The 21,377-nt window shown below is 73.8% G+C and carries 13 protein-coding genes; 9 read left to right on the forward strand and 4 right to left on the reverse strand.

What is annotated here, in order from left to right; translation table 11 throughout:
* Window positions 1-23 precede the first annotated feature (23 nt).
* Complete coding sequence (locus tag JOE38_RS07395; RefSeq protein WP_204575554.1) at window positions 24-1,610, reverse strand: long-chain-fatty-acid--CoA ligase; 1,587 nt, start codon at window positions 1,608-1,610, stop codon at window positions 24-26.
* A 139-nt stretch (window positions 1,611-1,749) separates the two neighbouring features.
* Here JOE38_RS07395 and hrpA point away from each other — a divergent pair, with 139 nt between their 5' ends.
* From hrpA to JOE38_RS07440, 9 genes are all read left to right on the forward strand, one after another.
* Window positions 1,750-5,568, forward strand: a complete 3,819-nt coding sequence (gene hrpA, locus JOE38_RS07400; RefSeq protein ID WP_204575555.1) for an ATP-dependent RNA helicase HrpA — start codon at window positions 1,750-1,752, stop codon at window positions 5,566-5,568.
* A 214-nt stretch (window positions 5,569-5,782) separates the two neighbouring features.
* Window positions 5,783-7,480 (forward strand): purine-cytosine permease family protein, encoded by a 1,698-nt coding sequence (locus tag JOE38_RS07405; protein WP_204575556.1) that lies wholly within the window; start codon window positions 5,783-5,785, stop codon window positions 7,478-7,480.
* 65 nt (window positions 7,481-7,545) lie between these two features.
* Complete coding sequence (locus tag JOE38_RS07410) at window positions 7,546-8,277, forward strand: GntR family transcriptional regulator (protein WP_204575557.1); 732 nt, start codon at window positions 7,546-7,548, stop codon at window positions 8,275-8,277.
* 87 nt (window positions 8,278-8,364) lie between these two features.
* Window positions 8,365-12,069, forward strand: coding sequence for an urea carboxylase (gene uca, locus JOE38_RS07415; protein ID WP_204575558.1), 3,705 nt, complete (start codon window positions 8,365-8,367; stop codon window positions 12,067-12,069).
* A complete protein-coding gene (gene atzF / locus JOE38_RS07420) occupies window positions 12,066-13,847 on the forward strand; it encodes an allophanate hydrolase (RefSeq protein ID WP_204575559.1) in 1,782 nt (593 codons plus the stop codon). The genes uca and atzF overlap by 4 nt, the downstream gene beginning before the upstream one ends.
* Window positions 13,848-13,976: 129 nt before the next feature.
* Complete coding sequence (locus tag JOE38_RS07425; RefSeq protein ID WP_204575560.1) at window positions 13,977-15,506, forward strand: ABC transporter substrate-binding protein; 1,530 nt, start codon at window positions 13,977-13,979, stop codon at window positions 15,504-15,506.
* Window positions 15,503-16,477 (forward strand): ABC transporter permease, encoded by a 975-nt coding sequence (locus JOE38_RS15740; RefSeq protein WP_204575561.1) that lies wholly within the window; start codon window positions 15,503-15,505, stop codon window positions 16,475-16,477. The genes JOE38_RS07425 and JOE38_RS15740 overlap by 4 nt, the downstream gene beginning before the upstream one ends.
* Entirely contained in the window at window positions 16,474-17,298 is an 825-nt protein-coding gene (locus JOE38_RS07435; RefSeq protein WP_204575562.1) for an ABC transporter permease subunit, read from the forward strand. The genes JOE38_RS15740 and JOE38_RS07435 overlap by 4 nt, the downstream gene beginning before the upstream one ends.
* Window positions 17,295-18,761 carry an ABC transporter ATP-binding protein gene (locus JOE38_RS07440; protein ID WP_204575563.1) on the forward strand — a complete coding sequence of 489 codons (1,467 nt, stop codon included), beginning with the start codon at window positions 17,295-17,297 and terminating at the stop codon, window positions 18,759-18,761. The genes JOE38_RS07435 and JOE38_RS07440 overlap by 4 nt, the downstream gene beginning before the upstream one ends.
* Window positions 18,762-18,769: 8 nt before the next feature.
* On the opposite strand, the gene JOE38_RS07445 is transcribed toward JOE38_RS07440, so the two are convergent.
* From JOE38_RS07445 to JOE38_RS07455, 3 genes are all read right to left on the reverse strand, one after another.
* The gene (locus JOE38_RS07445; protein WP_204575564.1) at window positions 18,770-19,615 is read right to left on the reverse strand and encodes a sulfurtransferase; all 846 of its coding nucleotides are present in this window, start codon (window positions 19,613-19,615) and stop codon (window positions 18,770-18,772) included.
* 28 nt (window positions 19,616-19,643) lie between these two features.
* Entirely contained in the window at window positions 19,644-20,177 is a 534-nt protein-coding gene (locus tag JOE38_RS07450) for a GNAT family N-acetyltransferase (protein ID WP_204575565.1), read from the reverse strand.
* Window positions 20,178-20,310: 133 nt separating this feature from the next.
* Entirely contained in the window at window positions 20,311-21,306 is a 996-nt protein-coding gene (locus JOE38_RS07455) for a ribonucleotide-diphosphate reductase subunit beta (protein WP_012039117.1), read from the reverse strand.
* Window positions 21,307-21,377 lie beyond the last annotated feature (71 nt).

The raw sequence follows: 21,377 nt of genomic DNA on the forward strand, positions 1-21,377 counted from the left end.
CTCCCCAGCGCGCCGCCCCGGCCTCAGCCGCCGAACCGCTCCACGAGCTCGCGCTTCAGCACCTTGCCGCTCGGCCCGAGGGGCAGCGCGTCCACGATCTCCACCCGCCGCGGGTACTTGTACGAGGCGATGCGCTCGCGGAGGAACGCGATCACCTCGTCCGGGTCCACCTCGGCGTCGGCGCGCACCACGATCGCCGCCGCCACCTCCTGGCCGTGCAGCTCGTGCGCGACGCCGAACACGGCGCACTGGGCCACTCCGGGGTGGCGCGCGAGCACCTCCTCGACCTCGCGCGGGTACACGTTGTAGCCGTTGCGCAGGATCATGTCCTTCGTCCGGTCGACGACGCGGATGTAGCCGTCCTCGTCGATGGTGCCGAGGTCACCCGAGCGGAACCAGCCGTCGACGACCGCGCGGGCCGTGTCCTCGGGGCGGTGCAGGTACCCGTTCATGAGGTTGTGGCCGCGGATCACGATCTCGCCGAGCGTGCCCCGCTCGACGAGCTCCACGCGGTCCTCGTGCTCGGGGTCGGCGATGTCGATCTGCACGCCCCAGATCGGCTTCCCGACGGTGCCGGGCCGGGCCGGGAGCCCCACGTGGTTGAACGACGCGACGGGCGAGGTCTCCGTGAGGCCGTAGCCCTCGTGGATCTCCGCGGAGAACGCGTCGCGGAACGCGTCGATCGCGGCGACCGGGAGCGCGGCGCCGCCCGAGATGGCGTAGCGCAGGGCCGGCCGCGCGGGGTTCCGGGCGGCGGCGGCCAGCAGCGCGAAGTACATGGTCGGCACGCCCATGAACACCTGCGTGTCGTGCTCGACCATGAGCGCGAGCGCGGCGTCGCCGTCGAAGCGCGGCACCATCACGATCGTCGCGCCCGCCCGGAACGACGCGTTCATGGTGCAGGTCTGGCCGAAGGTGTGGAACAGGGGGAGGCAGCCGAGGATCCGGTCGCCCGCGCGCAGGTCGAAGGTGTCGAGCAGCAGCACGTCGACCTGCATCACGAGCGCGAGGTGGCAGCCCTCCGCGCCCTTCGGCTGGCCCGTGGTGCCGGAGGTGTAGAGGATCGTCGCGGTGTCGGACGGCCGCCGCGGCACGTAGGTGCGGATGGGCGTCGCGGCCTGCGCGAGCTCCTCCAGCCGGTCGGGCCCGCCCTCCGTCGAGGCCGGCACGAGCACGCTGATCACCGGCACCTCGGCGAGCGCCGCGCCCTTCGCGCCCTGCTCGAGCAGCGGTCCGGCGCACACCAGCAGCGCGGATCCCGAGTCGCGCAGCACGTACGCGATCTCCTCGCTCTTCAGCAGCGCGTGCACGGGCACGACCACGCCGCCGAGGGCGAGCACCGCGTAGTAGACGCGCGGGAAGTCGGCGACGTTCGGGATGAGCATCGCGACGCGCGTGCCCTCGCCCACCCCGCGCTCGGCGAGGGCGCCGGCGTAGGCGCGCGTCTCGTCCCACAGCTCGCGGTAGGTGGTGGACACGTCGCCGACGACCACGGCGACCCGGTCGGCGTGTCGCTCGGCGGACTCGGCGAGGATCGCGGCGACCGACACCGAGGCGAACCCGGTGGTCGTCGCGTGGTCGGTGGCGAGGAGGGGCGTGTCGGAGCTCATGGGTGGATCCCGTCGGTCGTCGTCGACTCGGGAGGCGGCTGCGACCCGCGCGCCGATGCACCCGGCGCCTTTCCCCGACGCTACCTCCGGGCCCCCGCCACGGGGAGGGGCGGCGGTGCGCGGATAGACTCAAACCAGCATGGAATTCAGCATCGCGTACCCGCCCGAGCTCCCCGTCAGCCGGATGCGGGACGAGATCGCCGACGCCATCCGCGACAACCAGGTCGTCATCGTCGCGGGCGCGACGGGCTCCGGCAAGACCACGCAGCTGCCGAAGATCTGCCTCGAGCTCGGCCGCGAGAGCATCGGCCACACGCAGCCCCGGCGGCTCGCCGCGCGCACCATCTCGGAGCGCATCGCGGAGGAGCTCGGCGGCGAGGTCGGCCAGCTCGTCGGCTACCAGGTGCGCTTCACCGACAAGGTCTCCGCCGACACCCGCATCAAGCTCATGACCGACGGGATCCTGCTCAACGAGCTGCAGCGCGACCGGCTGCTCAAGAAGTACGACACGATCATCATCGACGAGGCCCACGAGCGCAGCCTCAACATCGACTTCCTGCTCGGCTACCTCAAGCAGCTGCTGCCGCGCCGGCCCGACCTCAAGGTCATCATCACGTCGGCCACCATCGACCCGCAGAGCTTCTCGAAGCACTTCGGCGACGCGCCCATCGTGGAGGTCTCCGGGCGCACGTACCCCGTGGAGATCCGGTACCGCCCGCTCGTCGCCGAGGCCGCCGTCGCGGGCGAGGACGACGACCTCGCCGACGCGCCGCTCGAGCGCCCGGCCGACGATCGCGACTTCCTCGAGGGCATCAACGCGGCCCTCGACGAGCTGGCCGCCGAGTCCTCGGGCGACGTGCTCGTGTTCCTCAGCGGCGAGAACGAGATCCGCGACGCCGAGGACGCGATCCGCAGCCGCAACCTCCCGCACACCGAGGTGCTCCCGCTCTACGGCCGCCTCTCGTCGGCCGACCAGCACCGCGTCTTCCAGCCGTCGACGCAGGCGGGCGTGCGCCGTCGCATCGTGCTCGCCACCAACGTCGCCGAGACCAGCCTCACGGTGCCGGGCATCAAGTACGTGATCGACGCCGGCACCGCGCGCATCTCCCGCTACTCCGTGCGCTCGAAGGTGCAGCGCCTCCCCATCGAGGCGATCTCGCAGGCCTCCGCCAACCAGCGCTCGGGCCGCTCCGGCCGGACCAGCGACGGCATCGCGATCCGCCTGTACTCGGAGGAGGACTTCGCCCGCCGGCCCGAGTTCACCGAGCCGGAGATCCTCCGGACCAACCTCGCGGCCGTCATCCTGCAGATGGTGTCGCTCGGCCTCGGCGACATCGCCGCGTTCCCGTTCCTCCAGCCGCCGGACTCGCGGGGCATCAAGGACGGCGTCGACCTCCTCACGGAGCTCGGCGCGGTCGTCCGCTCCCCCGACGGCACGCCCGCCCTCACCAAGGTGGGACGCGACCTGTCGCGCCTGCCCATCGACCCGCGGTTCGCCCGCATGGTCGTCGAGTCGCGCAAGCACGGCGTCAGCCGCGAGGTCATGATCATCGTGGCCGGCCTCACCATTCAGGACGTGCGCGAGCGCCCGCTCGAGAAGCGCCCGCAGGCCGACCAGCAGCACGCGCGCTTCGTGGATCCGTCGAGCGACTTCATCACGCTCCTCAACCTCTGGAACCACCTCGAGGAGAAGGAGGCCGAGCTCTCCTCGAGCGCGTTCCGCCGCATGTGCAAGGCCGAGTTCCTCAACTACGTCCGCGTCCGCGAGTGGAAGGACGTCTTCCGGCAGCTGCGCCAGCTCGCCCGCCCGCTCGACCTGCAGATGAACGAGCCGAAGGCCGACCCGGACGGGATCCACAAGTCGCTGCTCGCGGGCCTCCTCAGCCACATCGGACTGAAGGACGCGCAGAAGAAGGACTACGTGGGCGCGCGCCAGTCGCGCTTCGTCGTGTTCCCCGGATCCGCGCTCGCGAAGAAGCAGCCTGACGCGATCATGAGCGCCGAGCTCGTGGAGACCAGCCGCCTGTTCGCGCGCACCAACGCGGCCATCGACCCGGCGTGGGCCGAGCCCATCGCGGGTGGCCTCGTGAAGCGCACGCACAGCGAGCCGCACTGGGAGAAGAAGCAGGGCGCGACCGTGGCGTGGGAGCGCGTGACGCTGTACGGCGTGCCGATCGTGCTCAAGCGCCGCGTGCAGTTCTCCCGCATCGACCCCGCGTACGCGCGCGAGCTCTTCATCCGGCACGCGCTCGTCGAGGGCGACTGGGAGTCGCAGCAGGCGTTCGACCGCGCCAACCGGCGTCTCCGCGAGGAGCTCGCCGAGGTCGAGGAGCGCACGCGCCGCCGCGACATCCTCAACGACGACGAGGCCGTCTTCGAGTTCTACGACAAGCGGATCCCGCGCGACGTCGCCTCCACGCGGGCCTTCGAGGGCTGGTGGAAGAAGCAGCGCCAGGAGACGCCCGAGCTCCTCACCATGACCGCCGAGGAGCTCCTCGCGGAGGACGCGGTGGACGTCGACGAGGCCGCGTTCCCGCCCACCTGGCAGCAGGGCGACCAGCGCCTCTCGCTCACCTACCGGTTCGAGCCGGGCGCGCCCGACGACGGCGTCACCGTGCAGGTGCCGCTCGCGCTCCTCGCGCGCCTCAGCCCCGCCGGCTTCGACTGGCAGGTGCCGGGCATGCGGCGCGACCTCGTCACCGCCATGATCAAGGCCCTCCCCAAGGCGCTCCGCAAGAACGTGGTGCCGGCCGCCGACTGGGCCGACCGCCTCCTCGAGGGGCTGCCCGAGCCGGATCCGCAGCACCCCGTGGCCTTCACCACGACCATCGCGGGCCTCATCATGCGGAAGGCGCACGTGCGCGTCGCCGACGACGACTTCGACCTCGACCGGATCCCCGCGCACCTGCGCATGGCGTTCCGCGTCGTCGACGAGCGCGGCCGCGAGGTCGCCGCCGGCCGCGACCTCACCGAGCTGCAGGCGCGCCTGTCCAGCCGCGCCCGCGACAGCGTGGCCCGGGCCACCGCGCGTCCGGTTGAGCGCGTCGCCGGCGCGAAGGGCCCCGCCACGCGCGGCATGGAGCGCACGGGCCTCACCACGTGGGACCTCGACGAGCTGCCCCGCTTCGTCGACACCGCGCAGGGCGGCACGGGCGACAGCCGGCACGTCATCCGCGCCTACCCGGCGCTCGTCGACGAGGGATCCACCGTCGCGATCCGCCTCATGGCGACCGCCGAGGACCAGGCGCGCGCCATGCCCGGCGGCGTGCGACGCCTGCTCGTGCTCGCCATCGCGAACCCCTCGGCCTACGTGAAGCAGCACCTCACGAGCCAGGAGAAGCTCATGCTCGCGACGAGCCCGTACCCGAACGTGCAGGCGCTCTTCGACGACTGCCTGCTCGCCTGCATCGACCAGGTGCTCGAGCGCGTGGCCCCGGGCGGCGCGATCTACTCCAAGGAGCTGTTCGAGACCGCGCGCGACCGCGTCTCCGGCGTCGTCATGGACTCGATGTTCGACACGGTGGCGCTCGTCAACCGCGTGCTCACGGGCGCGCGCGACGCCGAGCGCGCGATCAAGCAGGCCACGAGCATGCAGCTGATCGGCGCGCTCACCGACGCGCGCGAGCAGCTCGCGGGGCTCGTGCACCCGGGCTTCGTCTCGGCCACCGGCCTCGCGCGGCTGCAGCGCCTGCCCGCCTACCTCTCCGGGCTCACGCATCGCGTGCAGCGCCTCCCCGACCAGCCCGCGCGCGACCGCGCGTGGATGACCGAGGTGCAGAAGGCGACCGACCTCTACCGCGAGGCCGGCGGCGTCATCCCGTCGGCGCCGCACGCGCCCGAGTCGCTCGTGCACGCGCGCTGGATGCTCGAGGAGCTGCGCCTCAGCCTCTTCGCCCAGCACCTGCCGACGGCCGAGCCCGTGTCGCTCCAGCGGATCCGCAAGGTGCTCGCGGGCTGACGCGCCGGATCGATCCGGCGGTCGGGCGACCGTCCGGGCGGCGCGACGCGTGCCGTCGAGTTCGTATACAAGTGCGTGTACAGACCTGTCGACACACAGATGTTCGCTGCGGGGAACATCGCGGAAACACGGCGTCAGCAGAGTGGTGGCCACGGCGCCCACCGGAGCGCGTCGCGCATCCCGCCCTGCACCGTCGTCCGTGAAAGGTCGTGCCATGTCGTCAGAGACCCGGCCAGCTCCGCCCGCCACCGCTCCCCCTGCCGCACCCGCCGCGGCCGACTCGACCACCCGCACCGCCACGCGGGAGAGCCTCGAGGACTACACCCTCCGCTTCGCGCCCCGCTCCTACCGGCGCTGGACCGCGGGCGTCGTCGCGACCAGCGCCCTCGGCGGCATCGCGTACCTCGCCGACTTCTCCATCGGCGCCAACATCGGCATCGCGCACGGCACCACGAACGCTCTCCTCGGGATCCTCGTCGCCGCCGTCATCATCTTCGTGACCGGCATCCCGCTCGCGTACTACGCGGCCCGGTACAACATCGACCTCGACCTCATCACGCGCGGATCCGGCTTCGGGTACCACGGCAGCATCATCACCAACGTGATCTTCGCGACGTTCACGTTCATCTTCTTCGCGCTCGAGGGCTCGATCATGGCCCAGGGGCTGGAGCTCGGCCTCGGCATCCCGCGCCCGGTGGGCTACGCGGTCTCGACGCTGCTCGTCATCCCGCTCGTGATCTACGGGATGAAGGCGCTGTCGAAGCTGCAGGTGTGGACGACGCCGCTCTGGCTCGTGCTGATGGTGATCCCGTTCGCCTACCTCGTGATCGCGAACCCCGGGTCGGTCGGCACCTTCCTCGCGTACCCGGGCGAGGGCGGCGGCACCGGCGGCGCCGACCTCGCCTCGGTGATGCTGGCGGCGGGCGTCTGCCTCTCGCTCATCGCGCAGATCGCCGAGCAGATCGACTACCTCCGCTTCATGCCGCCGAAGACCGACGCCAACCGCGTCGCCTGGTGGCGCGCCGTCATCCTCGCCGGCCCCGGGTGGGTGCTCTTCGGGGCCGTCAAGCAGGCCGTGGGCCTCTTCATCGCCGTCTACCTCATCGCCGCGCTGGATCCCGCCGCGTCGGCGACCGCGAACGAGCCCGTCCACCAGTTCCTCGGGGTCTACGAGCAGATGATGCCGGGCTGGCTGGCCCTCGCGCTCGCCGTGGTGCTCGTGGTGATCTCGCAGATCAAGATCAACGTCACGAACGCCTACTCGGGATCGCTCGCCTGGACGAACTCGTTCACCCGCGTCACCCGCACGTACCCGGGCCGCATGGTCTTCGTGATCGTGAACCTCGTCATCGCGCTCGCGCTGATGGAGCTCAACATGTTCGACTTCCTCAACACGATCCTCGGCTTCTACGCCAACTGCGGCATGGCCTGGATCGTCACCGTCGCGACCGACATCGCGATCAACAAGCACGTGCTGGGGCTGTCGCCGAAGCACCCGGAGTTCCGGCGCGGCATGCTCTTCGACTGGAACCCGGTGGGCGTCGTGGCGCTCGCGCTCAGCGCGGGGATCTCCATCGCCATGTTCTTCGGCGCGTTCGGGCCGGACATCGCCCCGTTCTCGCCCATGTTCGCGGTGGGCATCGCGATCGTCGCGACCCCGCTCATGGCGATCCTCACGCGCGGCCGCTACTACCTGCGCCGCACCGACGACGGCATCGACCTGCCGATGCTCGACGCGGACGGCAATCCCTCCGCCGCGCTACTGCGCTGCCACGTGACGAGGCTGGAGTTCGAGCGCCCCGACATGATCCTGTCCGCGGAGCGCGCGGAGGACGGCTCGCCGCAGTACATCTCCTCCCTCGCGCTCGCCACCGACAAGACGGGGCGCTACGTGCTCCCGGCCCAGCGGTGAGCCGCACGCTGACGGCGCCGCCGCTCCGGAGGATCCTCTCCCCCGGCGGACCGTATGGTGCAGGGATGAGCGACGACGACGCCCCCGTGACCCCGACGGCATCCGCGGCCGCGACCGGGGGACGGCGCTCGCGCACCGACCACGTCTACGAGCAGCTCCGCGACCGCCTCATGAGCGGCGCGTACGCCCCGCGGACCCGGCTGCGGGAGGACGCGATCGCCGCCGAGATGCAGGTCTCGCGGACTCCCGTCCGCACGGCGCTGTTCATGCTCCGCAGCGACGGCCTCATCGAGAACGACGAGTACGGCTACCGCGTGGTCATGCCGGACCTCCAGAACCTCGCCGCGCTGTACGAGCTGCGGGTGACCCTCGAGATGCGCGGGATCCAGCGCACCATCGACTACGACGCCGCCGCGTACGACCTCCCGCTCGTCACCGCGGAGCTCGACCGGTGGCGGGAGTTCGCGGAGAGCCCGCCGTCGCCGACGCCGCAGTTCGTGGTCGAGGACGAGCGGTTCCACGTCACGCTCTGCCGGGCGGCCGGCAACGAGGCGATCGTGGACGCGCTCGAGGCCGTCAACCACCGCATCCGCTCGGTGCGCATGTACGACTACGTGACCGAGGACCGCATCACCGCGACCATCCAGGAGCACCTGGCGATCGGCGACCTCGTGGTCGCCGGCGACGTCGACGCGGCCAAGGCCGCGCTCGGCGAGCACGTCGGCGTCTCCATGGACACCGTGATGGCCCGGGCCACCCGCGCCATCACGAACATGGTCACCCGCGGCGTCCTCTGACGCCCGTCCCCGCCCGACCCGCGACATCCGCGCCGCCCGATTCCCCGGGCCGCGCGCCGCTCCGCCGACCCGGAAAGCCGAGACCCCATGCCCGGAACCGCTCCCCCCGCACCGCCATTCGACAGCGTCCTCATCGCCAACCGCGGCGAGATCGCGCGCCGCATCATCCGCACGGCCAGGCGGATGGGGCTGCGCACCATCGCCGTGCACTCGGACGCCGACCGCGCGGCCCCGCACGTGCGGGAGGCCGACGAGGCGCACCTCCTCGGGCCGAGCGCCCCGGAGAGCAGCTACCTCGACATCGACCGCATCATCGAGGTCGCGCTCGCCGCCGGCGCCGGCGCGATCCATCCGGGCTACGGCTTCATCTCGGAGAGCGCCGCATTCGCGCGGGCCGTCGAGGAGGCGGGCATGGTGTTCGTCGGCCCCACCTGGCAGCAGATCGAGGCCTTCGGGCCGAAGCACACCGCACGCGCGATCGCGATGGAGTGCGAGGTCCCGTGCGTGCCCGGGAGCGGCCTGGTCGGGTCGGCGGACGCCGCAGCCCAGGCGGCCGCGGAGATCGGCTACCCGGTCATGGTGAAGGCGTCCGGCGGTGGCGGCGGCGTGGGCATCGTCACCTGCGCCGACGAGACGCAGCTCCGCGCCGCCTTCGCCTCCGTCACCCGGCTCGCCGCGGCGAACTTCGCGACCCCCGGCGTGTTCGTGGAGCGCTTCATCGCACGTGCCCGTCACCTCGAGGTGCAGGTGTTCGGCGACGGCGCGGGGAACGTCGCGATCCTCGGCGACCGGGATTGCAGCCTGCAGCGCCGCCACCAGAAGGTCGTCGAGGAGGCCCCGGCCCCGCACCTGCCGGAGCACGTGCGGGAGACGATGCACCGGAGCGCCGCCGCCCTGGCACGGCACGTCGACTACCGCTCGGCCGGCACGGTCGAGTTCGTCTACGACGCCGAGAGCCAGGAGGTGTTCTTCCTCGAGATGAACACCCGGCTCCAGGTCGAGCACCCCGTCACGGAGCAGATCCTCGGCATCGACCTCGTCGAGTGGATGCTGCGGGTGGGCCTCGGCGACGTCGGCCCCGCGGGCTTCCTGGCCGCGGCCGACCTCCCCGCGCCGACGCGCCACTCCGTGGAGGCGCGCATCTACGCCGAGGACCCCTCGAAGGACCACCGTCCGAGCTCGGGCCTCCTGACCGAGGTGGCGTTCCCGGCGGGCGCCGTGGCCGACCTCGCGGACCTCCGCATCGAGAGCGGAGTGGAGACGGGCGACGTCGTCACGCCGATCTACGACCCGATGCTCGCCAAGCTCATCGTCACGGCCGACGACCGGACGGCGGCGTTCGCGGCCCTCGCCGAGGCGCTCGCCCAGACGCGGATCCAGGGCCTGGAGACCAACCTCGGCCTGCTGGCGAGCATCGCCCGCTCCCCCGAGGTGCTCGACGGGACGATGACGACCTCGCTCCTGGAGGGCCTCCGCGACGAGCGCGCCCGGATCGACGTGGAGCGCGGCGGCGCGTCCACGACCATCCAGGACTGGCCCGGTCGGCTCGGCCACTGGCAGGTCGGCGTCCCGCCGGGAGGCCCGATGGACGACCGCTCCTTCCGGCTCGCGAACCGCGCCGTCGGCAACCCGGAGGGCGCACCCGCCCTCGAGTGCACCGTGACCGGACCCGCGCTGCGCTTCTCCGACGCCACCCTCGTGTGCGTCACCGGGGCGGAGGCCGCCGTGACCGTGGACGGGATCCCCGTGCCGCAGTGGGAGCCCGTCCTCGTCCCGGCGGGCGGCACGCTCGACGTCGGCACGGTGCGCGGCGTCGGGGTCAGGACCTACGTCGCCGCGCGGGCGGGCTTCGACGTGCCCGCCTACCTCGGCAGCGCCGCCACCTTCGCGCCCGGGGGCTTCGGCGGGCACGGCGGCCGGGCGCTGGCCACGGGCGACGTGCTCCGGACGGCGCCGCTCGACGGGCCGGGATCCGCGACGGATCTCGCCGCGCCCGCTCCCGTACCCCCGGCGGAGCGTCCCGTCATCGGCGCCTCCTGGACGCTGCACGTCGCCGAAGGGCCGCAGCCCGCCCCCGACTACTTCACCGCGGACGACATGACCGCGATCTACGACGCCCGGTGGGAGGTGCACTTCCACGCGGCGCGCACCGGGATCCGGCTCGTCGGCCCGAAGCCGCGCTGGGCGCGACCCGACGGCGGCGAGGCGGGCCTGCACCCCTCGAACCTGCACGACAACGCGTACTCCGTGGGCGCGATCAACTTCACCGGCGACACCCCCTCGATCCTCGGGCCGGACGGCCCGAGCCTCGGCGGCTTCGCCTGCCCGGTGACCGTCGTGAGCGCCGACCGCTGGAAGCTCGGCCAGCTGCGCCCCGGCGACACCCTGCGCCTCGTCCCCGTCGACGAGTCGGAGCTGCCGCGCATCGGCGACGCCCGGCGCACGGCGAGCGCCTTCGTCCCGCGCTCCTCCCGACGCGACGACGACGACGGCGTGCTCGCCCGGCGACCCGCGACCGACGCCGCCCCCGAGGTCGTCTACCGCCGCGGCGGCGACGACAACCTCCTCGTCGAGTACGGCCCCATGACGCTGGACCTCGGCCTCCGCATGCGGATCCACGCGCTGATGGAGGCGCTCGCCCGCGTCGACCCGGCCGGGCTCGTGGACGTCACCCCGGGCGTCCGCTCGCTGCACCTGCACGTCGACCCCGCGGTGCTCAGCGTGCGCCGCCTGCTCGGCCTCCTGCAGGAGCTCGAGGACACGATCCCGGCGACGGCCGACCTCGTGGTCCCCAGCCGCGAGGTGCACCTGCCCCTCTCGTGGGACGACCCGGCCATCCACGAGGCCATCGACCGGTACGCGTCGCTGATCCGCGACGACGCCCCGTGGAACCCGTCGAACATCGAGTTCATCCGCCGCGCCAACGGCCTGGGCTCGGTGGACGAGGTCCGCGACATCGTCATGTCGGCGCAGTACATGGTCCTGGGGCTCGGCGACGTCTACCTGGGCGCGCCGGCGGCGGCACCGCTCGACCCCCGCCACCGGCTCATGACGACCAAGTACAACCCGGCGCGCACCTGGACGGCCGAGGGCACGGTCGGCATCGGCGGCACCTACATGTGCGTCTACGGCATGGACAGCCCCGGCGGCTACCAGCTCGTCGGCCGCACCCTCCCCATCTGGGCGGGCCTGCGCACGCGGCGGCGGGCGTTCACGGGCGGCGACCCGTGGCTGCTGCGCTTCTTCGACCGGATCCGCTACCACCCCGTGAGCGCCGAGGAGCTGACGCACCTCCGCTCCGAGATGGCGGCCGACCGGCTCGAGCTCGACATCCGCCCGGGCGAGTTCTCGCTGCGCGAGCACGAGGACATGCTCGCGCGCGACGCCGAGCCCATCGCCGCGTTCCGCGCCCGGCAGGCGACCGCGTTCGAGGCGGAGCGCGCCGCGTGGGAGGCCGCCGGCGAGTTCGCGACCCGCGAGGAGGCCGTCGGCGCCGACTCCGCGGAGGACGACGTCCGCTCCCGGCTCCCGGAGGGCGCCACCGTGGTGGAGGCGCCCATGGCGGGCGCCGTCTGGAAGGTCGAGGTCCCGACCGGGGCGTCCGCCGCCGCCGGCGACGCGCTCCTCGTCCTCGAGGCGATGAAGATGGAGACGCCCGTCCGCGCGCCCCACGACCTGCACGTGGTGGAGATGCTCGTCGAGGCCGGTGCCACCGTCGCGGCCGGCCAGCCGCTCGCCATCGTCTCCGCCACCACCCCCGACCACCGCACCCCGAACGGAGAGACCGCATGACCTCCTCGCCCACGACAGCCCCCCTCACCCCTCCCGCTTCTCGCGAAGGCATGCCGGATCCGGTCGCCCGCGTGCGCGCCGCCTACCGGCACATCTCGGAGGTGGACCGGCCGGAGGCGTGGATCGCGCTCCGCCCGGAGGAGGAGGCCGTCGCCGTCGCGGCCGGCGTCGCGCGGGCCCTCGCGGAGGAGGGCGCCGACGCCCTGCCGCTCGCGGGTCTCGTGGTCGCCGTCAAGGACAACATCGACGCCGCCGGGTTCCCGACGACCGCGGCCCTGCCCGTCAGCGCCTACACGCCCGCGGAGAGCGCGACGGTCGTGGCGCGCCTCGAGGCGGCGGGCGCCGTGGTCATCGGCAAGACGAACCTCGACCAGCTGGCCACCGGGCTCGTGGGGACGCGCAGCCCCTACGGCGAGGTGCGGGGAGCGGCCGATCCGGAGCTCGTGTCCGGCGGATCCAGCTCGGGCTCCGCGGTCGCGGTGGCGCTCGGGATCGTGGACGCGGCGCTCGGCACCGACACCGCCGGGTCCGGGCGCGTGCCCGCCGCCTACAACCGGCTGGTCGGGATCAAGCCCACCCTCGGCCTCCTGCCCGCCCGCGGCGTCGTGCCGGCCGCGCCCTCCTACGACACCGTGACGGTGTTCGCGCGCACCCTCGGCCTGGCCGAGCGCGTGGCCGGGGTGATGGCCGGCGTCGACGACGCGGATCCGGCCAGCCGCCCCTGGCCCGCCGACGCCCCGCTCAGCGCGGCCCCCGCCCTCCGTCTCGCCGTGCCGGGCGACGCGGACCTCACGCCCATGTCGCCGGCGTGGCGGGGGGCCTTCGAGCGGACGGTGGCGATGCTCGCCGACGCCGGCGTGGAGATCGTCGAGGTCGACATCTCCCCGCTGCTCGCGGCCGCCGCCCTCCTCTACGACGGCGCCCTCGTCGCCGAGCGCACCCAGGCCGTCGGGCACCTGCTCGCCGGCTCGCCCGAGGGCGCGGATCCGTCGGTCGCGCGCATCATCGGATCCGGCGCCGCGAAGACGGCCGTCGAGCTCGTCGGCGACCAGCAGGCCCTCCGCCGCCACCGGTTGGATGCCCGGCGCATCCTCGACGGCGTGGACGCGCTCCTGCTGCCCACGGCCCCCGGGCACCCGTCGCGGGCCGAGGTCGCGGCGGATCCGATCGGCGTGAACTCCTGGGTCGGCACCTACACGAACTTCGTGAACCTCCTCGACCTGGCCGCGATCGCGGTGCCCGGGCCCGACGCCGACGGCCGGCCCTTCGGCGTGACCCTGGTCGGCCCGGCGTTCTCGGACGCCGCGCTCGTCGATGCCGCGGACCGGCTGCAGCGCGCGATCGGCACGGCCAGCGGCGAGACGCGCACGCCCGCGGCGTCCTGGGGACCCGCCGCCACGCCGATCGCCGTGTTCGGCGCGCACATGGCGGGGCAGCCGCTCAACGGGCAGCTCACCGGCCTCGGGGCCCGGCTGCTCGGCGACGCGGTCACCGCGCCCGCCTACCGCCTCCACGCGCTCGACACCGTGCCGCCCAAGCCGGGGCTCGTCGCGACGGAGTCGGGCGGCGCGTCCATCACCGGGGAGCTGTGGGCGATCCCGTCGGGCCGCGTGGGCGACTTCGTCGCGCAGCTCGCCCGCCCCATGGTGGTCGGCAAGGTGGCGCTCGCGGACGGGTCGGAGGTGCTCGGCTTCCTCTGCGAGCCCCCGGCGCTCGCGGGCGCCGAGGACATCACCGCTCGCGGCTCCTGGCGGGCGCACCTCGGCGCCGGCGGCTGACCCGGGCGGGACCACGTGGGTCCCCGGCGGGCATGTGGAACTTTCTGAGAACGGTTCTCGATAAGCGGCTATCCTGCGTCTCGATCCGCGCCGTCGCGCGGATCCCCACGCAGCCGCACGGAGGATCCCATGACCACGCTCCCCAGGAGGCACCCCGCGATCGTCGCGGCGCTGCTCGCCCTCACGATCACGGCGGGAGCATCCGGATGCGCGCCGTCCTCCGGCGCTCCCGCGGAGGCCGCCGCGTCCGGCGGCACGCTCCGGGCGGCCTTCCCCGGCGGCGGCGCCTCCGAGACGCTCGACTACCTGGTCGGCCCGACCGCGCTCGACTACGTCCGCGCGCGGCTGGTGCACGCGCCGTTCTGCGAGCTCGACGCGTCGGCTCCGGACGGCGTCGCCTACGGCGCCCTCTCCTCCATCGACGTGAGCCCCGACCTCTCCTCCTACACGCTGCACGTGCGACCCGACGTGCCGTTCACCGACGGATCCACGCTCACCGCCGCGGACGTCATCTACTCGCTCCGCGCTCCCGGGCTGCTGCACGGCCTGCCCTTCACGCAGATCGTCGCGCGCGACCTCGACGTGGACGCCGCCACGGCCGTCGACGACCTCACCGTCACGCTGCCGACGCGCCACCCGGTCGCCGACGGGCGCCAGCTCATCTGCCAGAGCATGCTCGCCATCAAGGACGGCACCACGGAGTTCACCGAGACCACGCCGTCCTCGGGGCCGTTCACCGTCAGCGGGTTCGAACCCGGGCAGAGCACGGTCCTCACCCGGAACCCGACGTTCTACGGCACCGCCCTCGGCACCGGACCGACGCTCGACTCCATCGAGCTGCTGTCCATCTCCGACCAGACCGCCCGCGAGGATGCCCTGCGCCAGGGTCAGGTCGACTACGCGAGCGGGCTCGCCCCGGCGCAGGCGCAGGAGCTCACGGGAGCGTCCGGGATCACCGTCTCCACCAGCGAGCTGCCGTACGCCTCCTCGCTGCAGTTCCTGATGAACCCGGCCTTCGCGCCCTTCGCCGACGAGCGCGTGCGAGAGGCGTTCAAGCTCGCGATCGACCGCCAGCAGATCGTCGACACCGTCTACTTCGGCCACGCGTTCGCGGGAGACGACGTGCCCGGGCTCGGCTTCCCGAGCTACGACACGAGCCTGCCCGCGCGCGAGCACGACCCGGATCGGGCGAAGGCGCTGCTCGCGGAGGCCGGCCAGAGCGGCATGAAGGTGACGCTCACGGCGGGCCCGGAGCTGCCCGGCATGGTCGAGACCGCCACGCTCGTCGTGCAGGACCTCCGCGCGATCGGCGTGGACGCGACCCTCTCCGAGCTGCCGGCCGGCCAGCTCTACGCCGACTACGCCGCGTACCAGCAGCTGCCGTTCGCGGCCGGGTACACGCCGCCGGCGCTCTTCGAGCCGAACCACGTGCCCGGAGCGCTGCCCGAGGCGGACGCCCTCGTCGCCGAGGCGCGCAGCGCCGCCACACCGGAGGCCCGGCTCGCCGCGTCGCACCAGGCGCAGCAGATCCTCTGGGCGAAGGGCTACACGCTCGCGCCGGTGTTCGTGCCGTCGATCAGCGCGCAGTCCGACGGCGTCGCCGGCGTGCGCGAGCTGCAGTTCCCCGACCTGTCGCGGGCGACGGTCGCGGCGCGGTGAGCTCCGCGGCGCCGCTCGGCCGGTGGATCGCCGGACGGTGCGGCGCCGCGCTCGTGACCCTCGTGGCGCTCTCGGTCGTCGTGTTCGCGAGCGCGGACGCGCTCCCGGGGGACGCCTCGGGCGCGCTCGCGGGCACCGGCGCGACCGCGGCGGAGCGCGCCGCCCTGCGGACGGACCTGGGTCTCGACCGCCCGGTGGCGGAGAGGTACCTGACCTGGGCCGCCGGGGCCCTGCACGGCGACCTCGGCCGCTCGCTCGTCTCCGGCCGCGAGATCGCGCCGGTCATCGTCGGGCGCCTCGCCGACACGCTCACCATCACGGCCCTCGCGGTCGCGGTGATCGCCGTGGCCGCGACCGGCCTCGGCCTCGCGTCGGGCATGCGGGAGGACAGCGCGGCCGACCGGCTGCTCACCTCCCTGACGGTCGTCATGATGGCGACGCCGGAGTTCCTCGTCGCCACCGCGCTCCTCGTGCTCCTCACCTCCCTCGTGCCGGTGTTCCCGGCGGTCGCGCTCGTGCCGCTGGGCGACGGCGCGTGGCAGCACCCGGAGGTGCTCGTGCTGCCGATCGCGACGCTCGCCCTCGCCGGTGCGGGCCCGGCCGCGCGCATGCTGCGCGCGGCCGTCGTCGACGTGATGCGCGCGCCGTTCGTCGAGCACGCGCGGCTCAACGGGATCCGCGGCCTCCGCCTCGCGCTCGTGCACGTGCTGCCGAACGCGGCGGCACCGGCGCTGCAGTCGCTCGCGCTGGTGTCCGCGGGGCTGCTCGGCGGCGGGATCGTGGTCGAGACGCTCTTCGGCGTCCCGGGGATCGGCCTGGAGCTGGCGCGCGCGGTGTCCGCGCGGGACGTGCCGATGGTGCAGGCGGTGGCGCTCGTGCTCGGCGGCACGGCCCTCGCGATCCTGCTGGTCGGCGACGTCGGCGCGGCCCTCCTCCGACGCCGCCGGGGCGCCGAGCAGGTCCGCGGATGAGCGACGCGCCCGCCGGATCCCGCGCCCGCGACCGCTTCCGGACGCTCGCCCTGGTCCTCGCCGCGAGCATCGTCGCGGCCGCCCTGCTCGGGCCCCTGCTGCCGCTCGGCTCGCCGGACGAGGTCGTCGGCCGGCCGTTCGCGGGTCCCGACGCCGCGCATCCGCTCGGCACCGAGCTGCTCGGGCGCGACCTGCTCGCGCGCGTCGCGGCGGGCGGGCGGGGACTCGTGCTCGAGGCCCTCGCCGCGACCCTGGCCGTGAGCGTCGCGGGACTCGCGCTCGGGATCTGGTCGGGGCTCCGTCCGTCCCGGGTGACCGACGCGGCCGTGCGCGTCGTCGATGCCGTCGCCGCCCTGCCCGCGCTGCTGGTCCTGCTGGTCCTCGCCGCGGGCGCCCCGGGTCAACCCGCGGCGATCGTCGCCGCCATCGCCCTCGTGAGCGCGCCGTCCTCCGTGCGCGCCATCCGGCAGCAGACGCGCATCGTCGCGGCGGCCGACCACGTCGTCATCGCCCGGGCGCGCGGCGACGGGATCCGCAGCAGGCTCCGGCACGACATCATCCCCGGGATCCGGTCCGTGGTCCTGGCGGATGCGGGCCTCCGCTTCATCGCGGCGATCCAGCTCGCCGCGGCGGCCGGGTTCCTCGGGGTCGGCGCCAGCGCGCCCGCGGCGGACTGGGGGCGGATGGTCCGGGAGGACGTGGTCGGCATCCGCGCGAACCCGCTCGCGACCCTGGTCCCGGCGGGGCTCCTGGTCGCGGTCTCGCTCGGCGTCACGCTCGCGGTGGACGCGTCCGGCCGGCGGCGCGGGGCGGCCCGATGATCCCCGCCGTCGAGGTCAGCGGCCTCACCATCGAGGGCGGGACCGGCGCGACCGGCGCGACCGACGCGAGCGGCACAGGAGCGGCGCTCCTCCGCGGGATCGACCTCCGCGTCCTGCCCGGCGAGGTCGTCGGGCTCTCCGGGCCGTCCGGCAGCGGGAAGTCGACCCTCCTGCACGCGCTCCTCGGCCACCTCTCCCCCGGGACCCGGGTCACGGCGGGCACCGTCCGCGTCCACGGCGTGGATCCGCTCACCCCGGCCGGCCGCCGCCTCCTCCGCGGACGCGTCGTGGGTCACGTGCCGCAGGACCCGGCGAGCGCCCTCGATCCCGCGCGCACCGCGCTCCACCACATCCGATCGGCGGCGCGACGGTCCGCCGGCCGCACCGGGCGCGCGGACCTCGGCCGGCTCGCGCTCGAGGCCGCGCACGACGCGCACCTCGACCCCGCGCTGCTGCGCCGCCGCGGATCCGAGCTCTCGGGCGGCCAGGCGCAGCGCGTGATCCTCGCCGCGCTCCTCGCCGGCCGGCCCGCGGTGGTCCTCCTCGACGAGCCCACGAGCGCCCTGGACGCCGAGACGGCCGACCTCGTCGCGCGTCACGTCACCCGTCTCCCGTGGCTCCCGACCGTCGTCATCGCCAGCCACGATCCCGACGTGCTCGCGCGCACCGGCGGACGCGTCGTCACCCTGCGCGACGGCGCACGGGGACCCGGCCCCGCGCCCGGATCCGCGCCGCTCCCGCCCGCGCGCGGACCGGCGACCGCCGAGGCGCGGGCGGCTTCCCCCATCCCGACCACCGCATCCGCTCCCGCCGTCGACGTGACCGGCCTCCGCATCCGCTTCGGCGCGCACCGGGTGGTCGAGGAGGCCTCCCTCCGCATTCCGCCCGGCGGGATCCTCGCGCTCCGCGGCCGATCCGGCTCCGGGAAGACGAGCGTCGGCCGGGCGATCGCCGGCCTCCTCGTGCCGGAGGCGGGCACGCTCGACGTCGCGGGCACGCGCCTCCCGTGGGCGGGCGACGCTCGGGCCCGGTCCCAGAAGCCGCTCGTGGGGCTGGTGCTCCAGGACTCCCGCGCCGCCCTGCACCCGGGCGAGACGGTGCGCACCGCGCTCACCCGCGCGGGCCGCGCCGCCGTCCGCCAGGGCTCCACGCCCGCCGATCCCGCCGAGCTGCTCGCGCGCCTCGGGCTGGATCCGCGCCACCTCGACCGCCGTCCGCACGAGCTGAGCGGCGGTCAGCGCCAGCGCGTCGCGATCGCCCGGGCGATGGTCGCGGCCCCGACCCTGCTGGTGTGCGACGAGATCACCGCGTCCCTCGACGCCACGGCCGAGCAGATGGTGCTCGACGCCCTCGACGAGGCGCGCACGCGCACGGGCGTCGGGATCCTGCTCATCACGCACAGCGCGACGGCGGCCGACCGCGCCCACCGGGTGCTCACGCTCGACGCCGGCCGCCTCACCTGACGGGGCCCTCAGTCGCCGTCCGGCTCCGCACCCGTCGCCACGGGCTGCTCGGGCCGGTTCGACCACGCCGACCACGAGCCCGGGTACAGCGCTGCGTCGATGCCCGCGATGGCGAGCGCCGCGATCTCGTGCGCGGCCGTGACGCCCGAGCCGCAGTAGACGCCCACCGGCTCGCCCGGCCGGATCCCGAGGGCCGCGAACCGCGCGCGCAGCGCGCCCGCGGGCAGGAACGCCCCGTCCGCGGCGAGGTTCCCGGCCGTCGGCGCGCTCACGGCGCCCGGGATGTGGCCGGCGCGCGGATCCACGGGCTCCACCTCGCCGCGGTACCGCTCGCCCGCGCGCGCGTCGAGGAGCGTCCCGGTGCGCGCGATCTCCGCCGCCACGTCCTCGTCGAGGGTGGGCAGCACGCCGCGCGAGAGCGTCACGTCCCCGGGGTCGGTCACGGTGGATCCCGTCGCCAGAGGCAGGCCCGCCGCGACCCACGCGGGCAGCGCGCCGTCGAGGATCCGCACATCGTGGAGCCCCGCATCGCGCAGCAGCCACCACGCGCGCGCGGCCGCGGTGTTGCCGCCGCCGTCGTGCACGACGACGGTGTCGCCCTCCCGGATCCCCCAGCCGCGCGCCGCCCGCTCGAGGTCGGCGGTCGCGGGCAGCGGGTGGCGCCCCTCCTCGGGCGCGCCGTGGCCGGCCAGCTCCGTGTCGAGGTCGGCGTACACGGCGCCGGGGATGTGCCCGGCCTCGTGCAGCGGCCGGCCGGGAGGGCCGCCGAGCGACCAGCGCACGTCGATCACGCGCACGTCGTCGCGGGTCCGGAGGGCGCGGGCGAGCTCGGCGGGCGTGATGAGGATGTCCATCCGCCCATGCTCGCAGCGTCGGAGGCGCTCAGCCCAGCGGCTTCTCGAAGCAGACCGAGTTCGTGACCGGGATGTACGGCGGGTACACGTCGATGGGCAGCCACCCCGCGGTCGCGTAGAGCTGGATGGCGTCCGGCTGCCGGTCCCCCGTCTGCAGGATCAGCCGGCGCGCGCCGCGCTCCCGCGCCACGCGCTCCAGCTCCGCCATGAGCACGCGGGAGAGGCCCGTCCCGCGGTGCGCGGGATCCACGACGACCTTCTTCAGCTCGAGCTCGTCGCGGAGGTGCCGGATGACGCCGTGCGCGGCCGCGTCCCGGTCGTCGCCGTCGAGGACGAGCAGCACGATGGCCTCCACGTCGGCCGGGTCGAACGCGAACGCGACCGCCGCCTTCGCGGGCCAGTCGGGGTCGTCGTCGTGCCGGCCCTCGTACCGCACGTCCATCTCGGCCTCCATGGCCTGGCGGATCCGCGCCCCGCGCGGGTCGTCCCAGCCGACCACCTCGGTGCGGTAGACCCGTCCGTCGCGCGCGACGTGCCGCGCCTCGGCCTGCTGCTCGGTCATGCTCCCTCTCCCTGTCCGTCCCGGCCGGTGGGGGCGGGGCATGACGACGCCCGCACCGGCATCCGGGTGGATGCGCGGCGCGGGCGGCGTCGATCGTGCGGTGCCGCGGTCTCCCGCGGCGGGTGGTGCGGTCCTACTTGGCGCCGACGGTGGCCGACGCGTTCGACTCGTACGACGTGTTGGTCGACTCGAAGAAGTTGACGAGCTGCAGCGTGTCGTTCGCCGTCGCCATCCACTTCGCCGGGTTCGAGACCTTGTACTCGGCCTCGAAGCCGAGCTCCTCGAGGCGGCGGTCGGCCAGGTACTTCACGTACTGGTTGATGTAGTTCGCGTTGAGCCCGAGGATGCCGTTGGGCAGGAGGTCGCGGTTGTACTGCTCCTCCATCTCGACGGCGTCGAGGATCATCTGCTTGATCTCGGCGGCGAACTCCTCGGTCTGCAGGTCGGGGTTCTCCTCGAGCACCGTGAGGATGAGGTTGATCCCGAACTTCAGGTGCAGCGACTCGTCGCGCACGATCCAGTCCATGAGCGAGCCGAAGTTGCGCAGCAGGTTCCGCTGGCGGAACGACAGCGACACCATGAAGCCCGAGTAGAACCAGATGCCCTCGAGGATCACGTTGTACGCGACGAGGTTCCGGACGAAGTCCTTCTTGCCCTCGGTGGTGGTGATGTCGAGGGTCTGCTCGGTCATGCGCTTGATGAACTTGACCTCGAACTCCTCCTTGCGCGCCATCGACGGGATGTCGACGTGGGAGTTGTACGCGGCCTCGCGGTCGATCGGGAACGTCTCCAGGACGTACTCGAACGACATGCAGTGGTTCGCCTCCTCCCACATCTGCTTCGCCAGGTAGAGGTGGCACTCCGGCGCGTTGATGTAGGGGTAGACGCCGAACGCGAGCGCCTTGTTCACCAGGAGCTCGTTCGGGTTGAAGTAGCTCATGAGGAACGTGATCGCGTGGCGCTCCTCGTCCGTCATCTTCTTGAAGTCCGCGATGTCCTCGCCGAGCTGGATCTCGTTGGGGAACCACGTGTTGGCGACGGCCTGGTCGTACAGGTCCATGGCCCACTGGTAGTTGACGGGCTTGAGGAGGAGGCCCTCCTGGATTCCCGTGCCGAGGATCTTCGACATTGGTGTCTCTACTTTCGCGCTGCGTTACGGGTCGTGCGGTGGGGCGGCCGGTCGGGCCGGGAGGAGCTAGG

This window comes from Clavibacter michiganensis, from assembly GCF_016907085.1.
Lineage (GTDB): Bacteria > Actinomycetota > Actinomycetes > Actinomycetales > Microbacteriaceae > Clavibacter > Clavibacter michiganensis_O.

Excerpts from the sequence above, each read along its gene's own strand:
- JOE38_RS07445 (WP_204575564.1), bottom strand. The coding sequence starts at position 19,615 with ATGGACATCCTCATCACGCCCGCCGAGCTCGCCCGCGCCCTCCGGACC.
- JOE38_RS07395 (WP_204575554.1), bottom strand. The coding sequence starts at position 1,610 with ATGAGCTCCGACACGCCCCTCCTCGCCACCGACCACGCGACGACCACC.
- JOE38_RS07405 (WP_204575556.1), top strand. The coding sequence starts at position 5,783 with ATGTCGTCAGAGACCCGGCCAGCTCCGCCCGCCACCGCTCCCCCTGCC.
- atzF (WP_204575559.1), top strand. The coding sequence starts at position 12,066 with ATGACCTCCTCGCCCACGACAGCCCCCCTCACCCCTCCCGCTTCTCGC.
- hrpA (WP_204575555.1), top strand. The coding sequence starts at position 1,750 with ATGGAATTCAGCATCGCGTACCCGCCCGAGCTCCCCGTCAGCCGGATG.
- JOE38_RS07440 (WP_204575563.1), top strand. The coding sequence starts at position 17,295 with ATGATCCCCGCCGTCGAGGTCAGCGGCCTCACCATCGAGGGCGGGACC.
- JOE38_RS07410 (WP_204575557.1), top strand. The coding sequence starts at position 7,546 with ATGAGCGACGACGACGCCCCCGTGACCCCGACGGCATCCGCGGCCGCG.
- JOE38_RS07455 (WP_012039117.1), bottom strand. The coding sequence starts at position 21,306 with ATGTCGAAGATCCTCGGCACGGGAATCCAGGAGGGCCTCCTCCTCAAG.
- JOE38_RS07425 (WP_204575560.1), top strand. The coding sequence starts at position 13,977 with ATGACCACGCTCCCCAGGAGGCACCCCGCGATCGTCGCGGCGCTGCTC.
- JOE38_RS07450 (WP_204575565.1), bottom strand. The coding sequence starts at position 20,177 with ATGACCGAGCAGCAGGCCGAGGCGCGGCACGTCGCGCGCGACGGACGG.
- uca (WP_204575558.1), top strand. The coding sequence starts at position 8,365 with ATGCCCGGAACCGCTCCCCCCGCACCGCCATTCGACAGCGTCCTCATC.
- JOE38_RS07435 (WP_204575562.1), top strand. The coding sequence starts at position 16,474 with ATGAGCGACGCGCCCGCCGGATCCCGCGCCCGCGACCGCTTCCGGACG.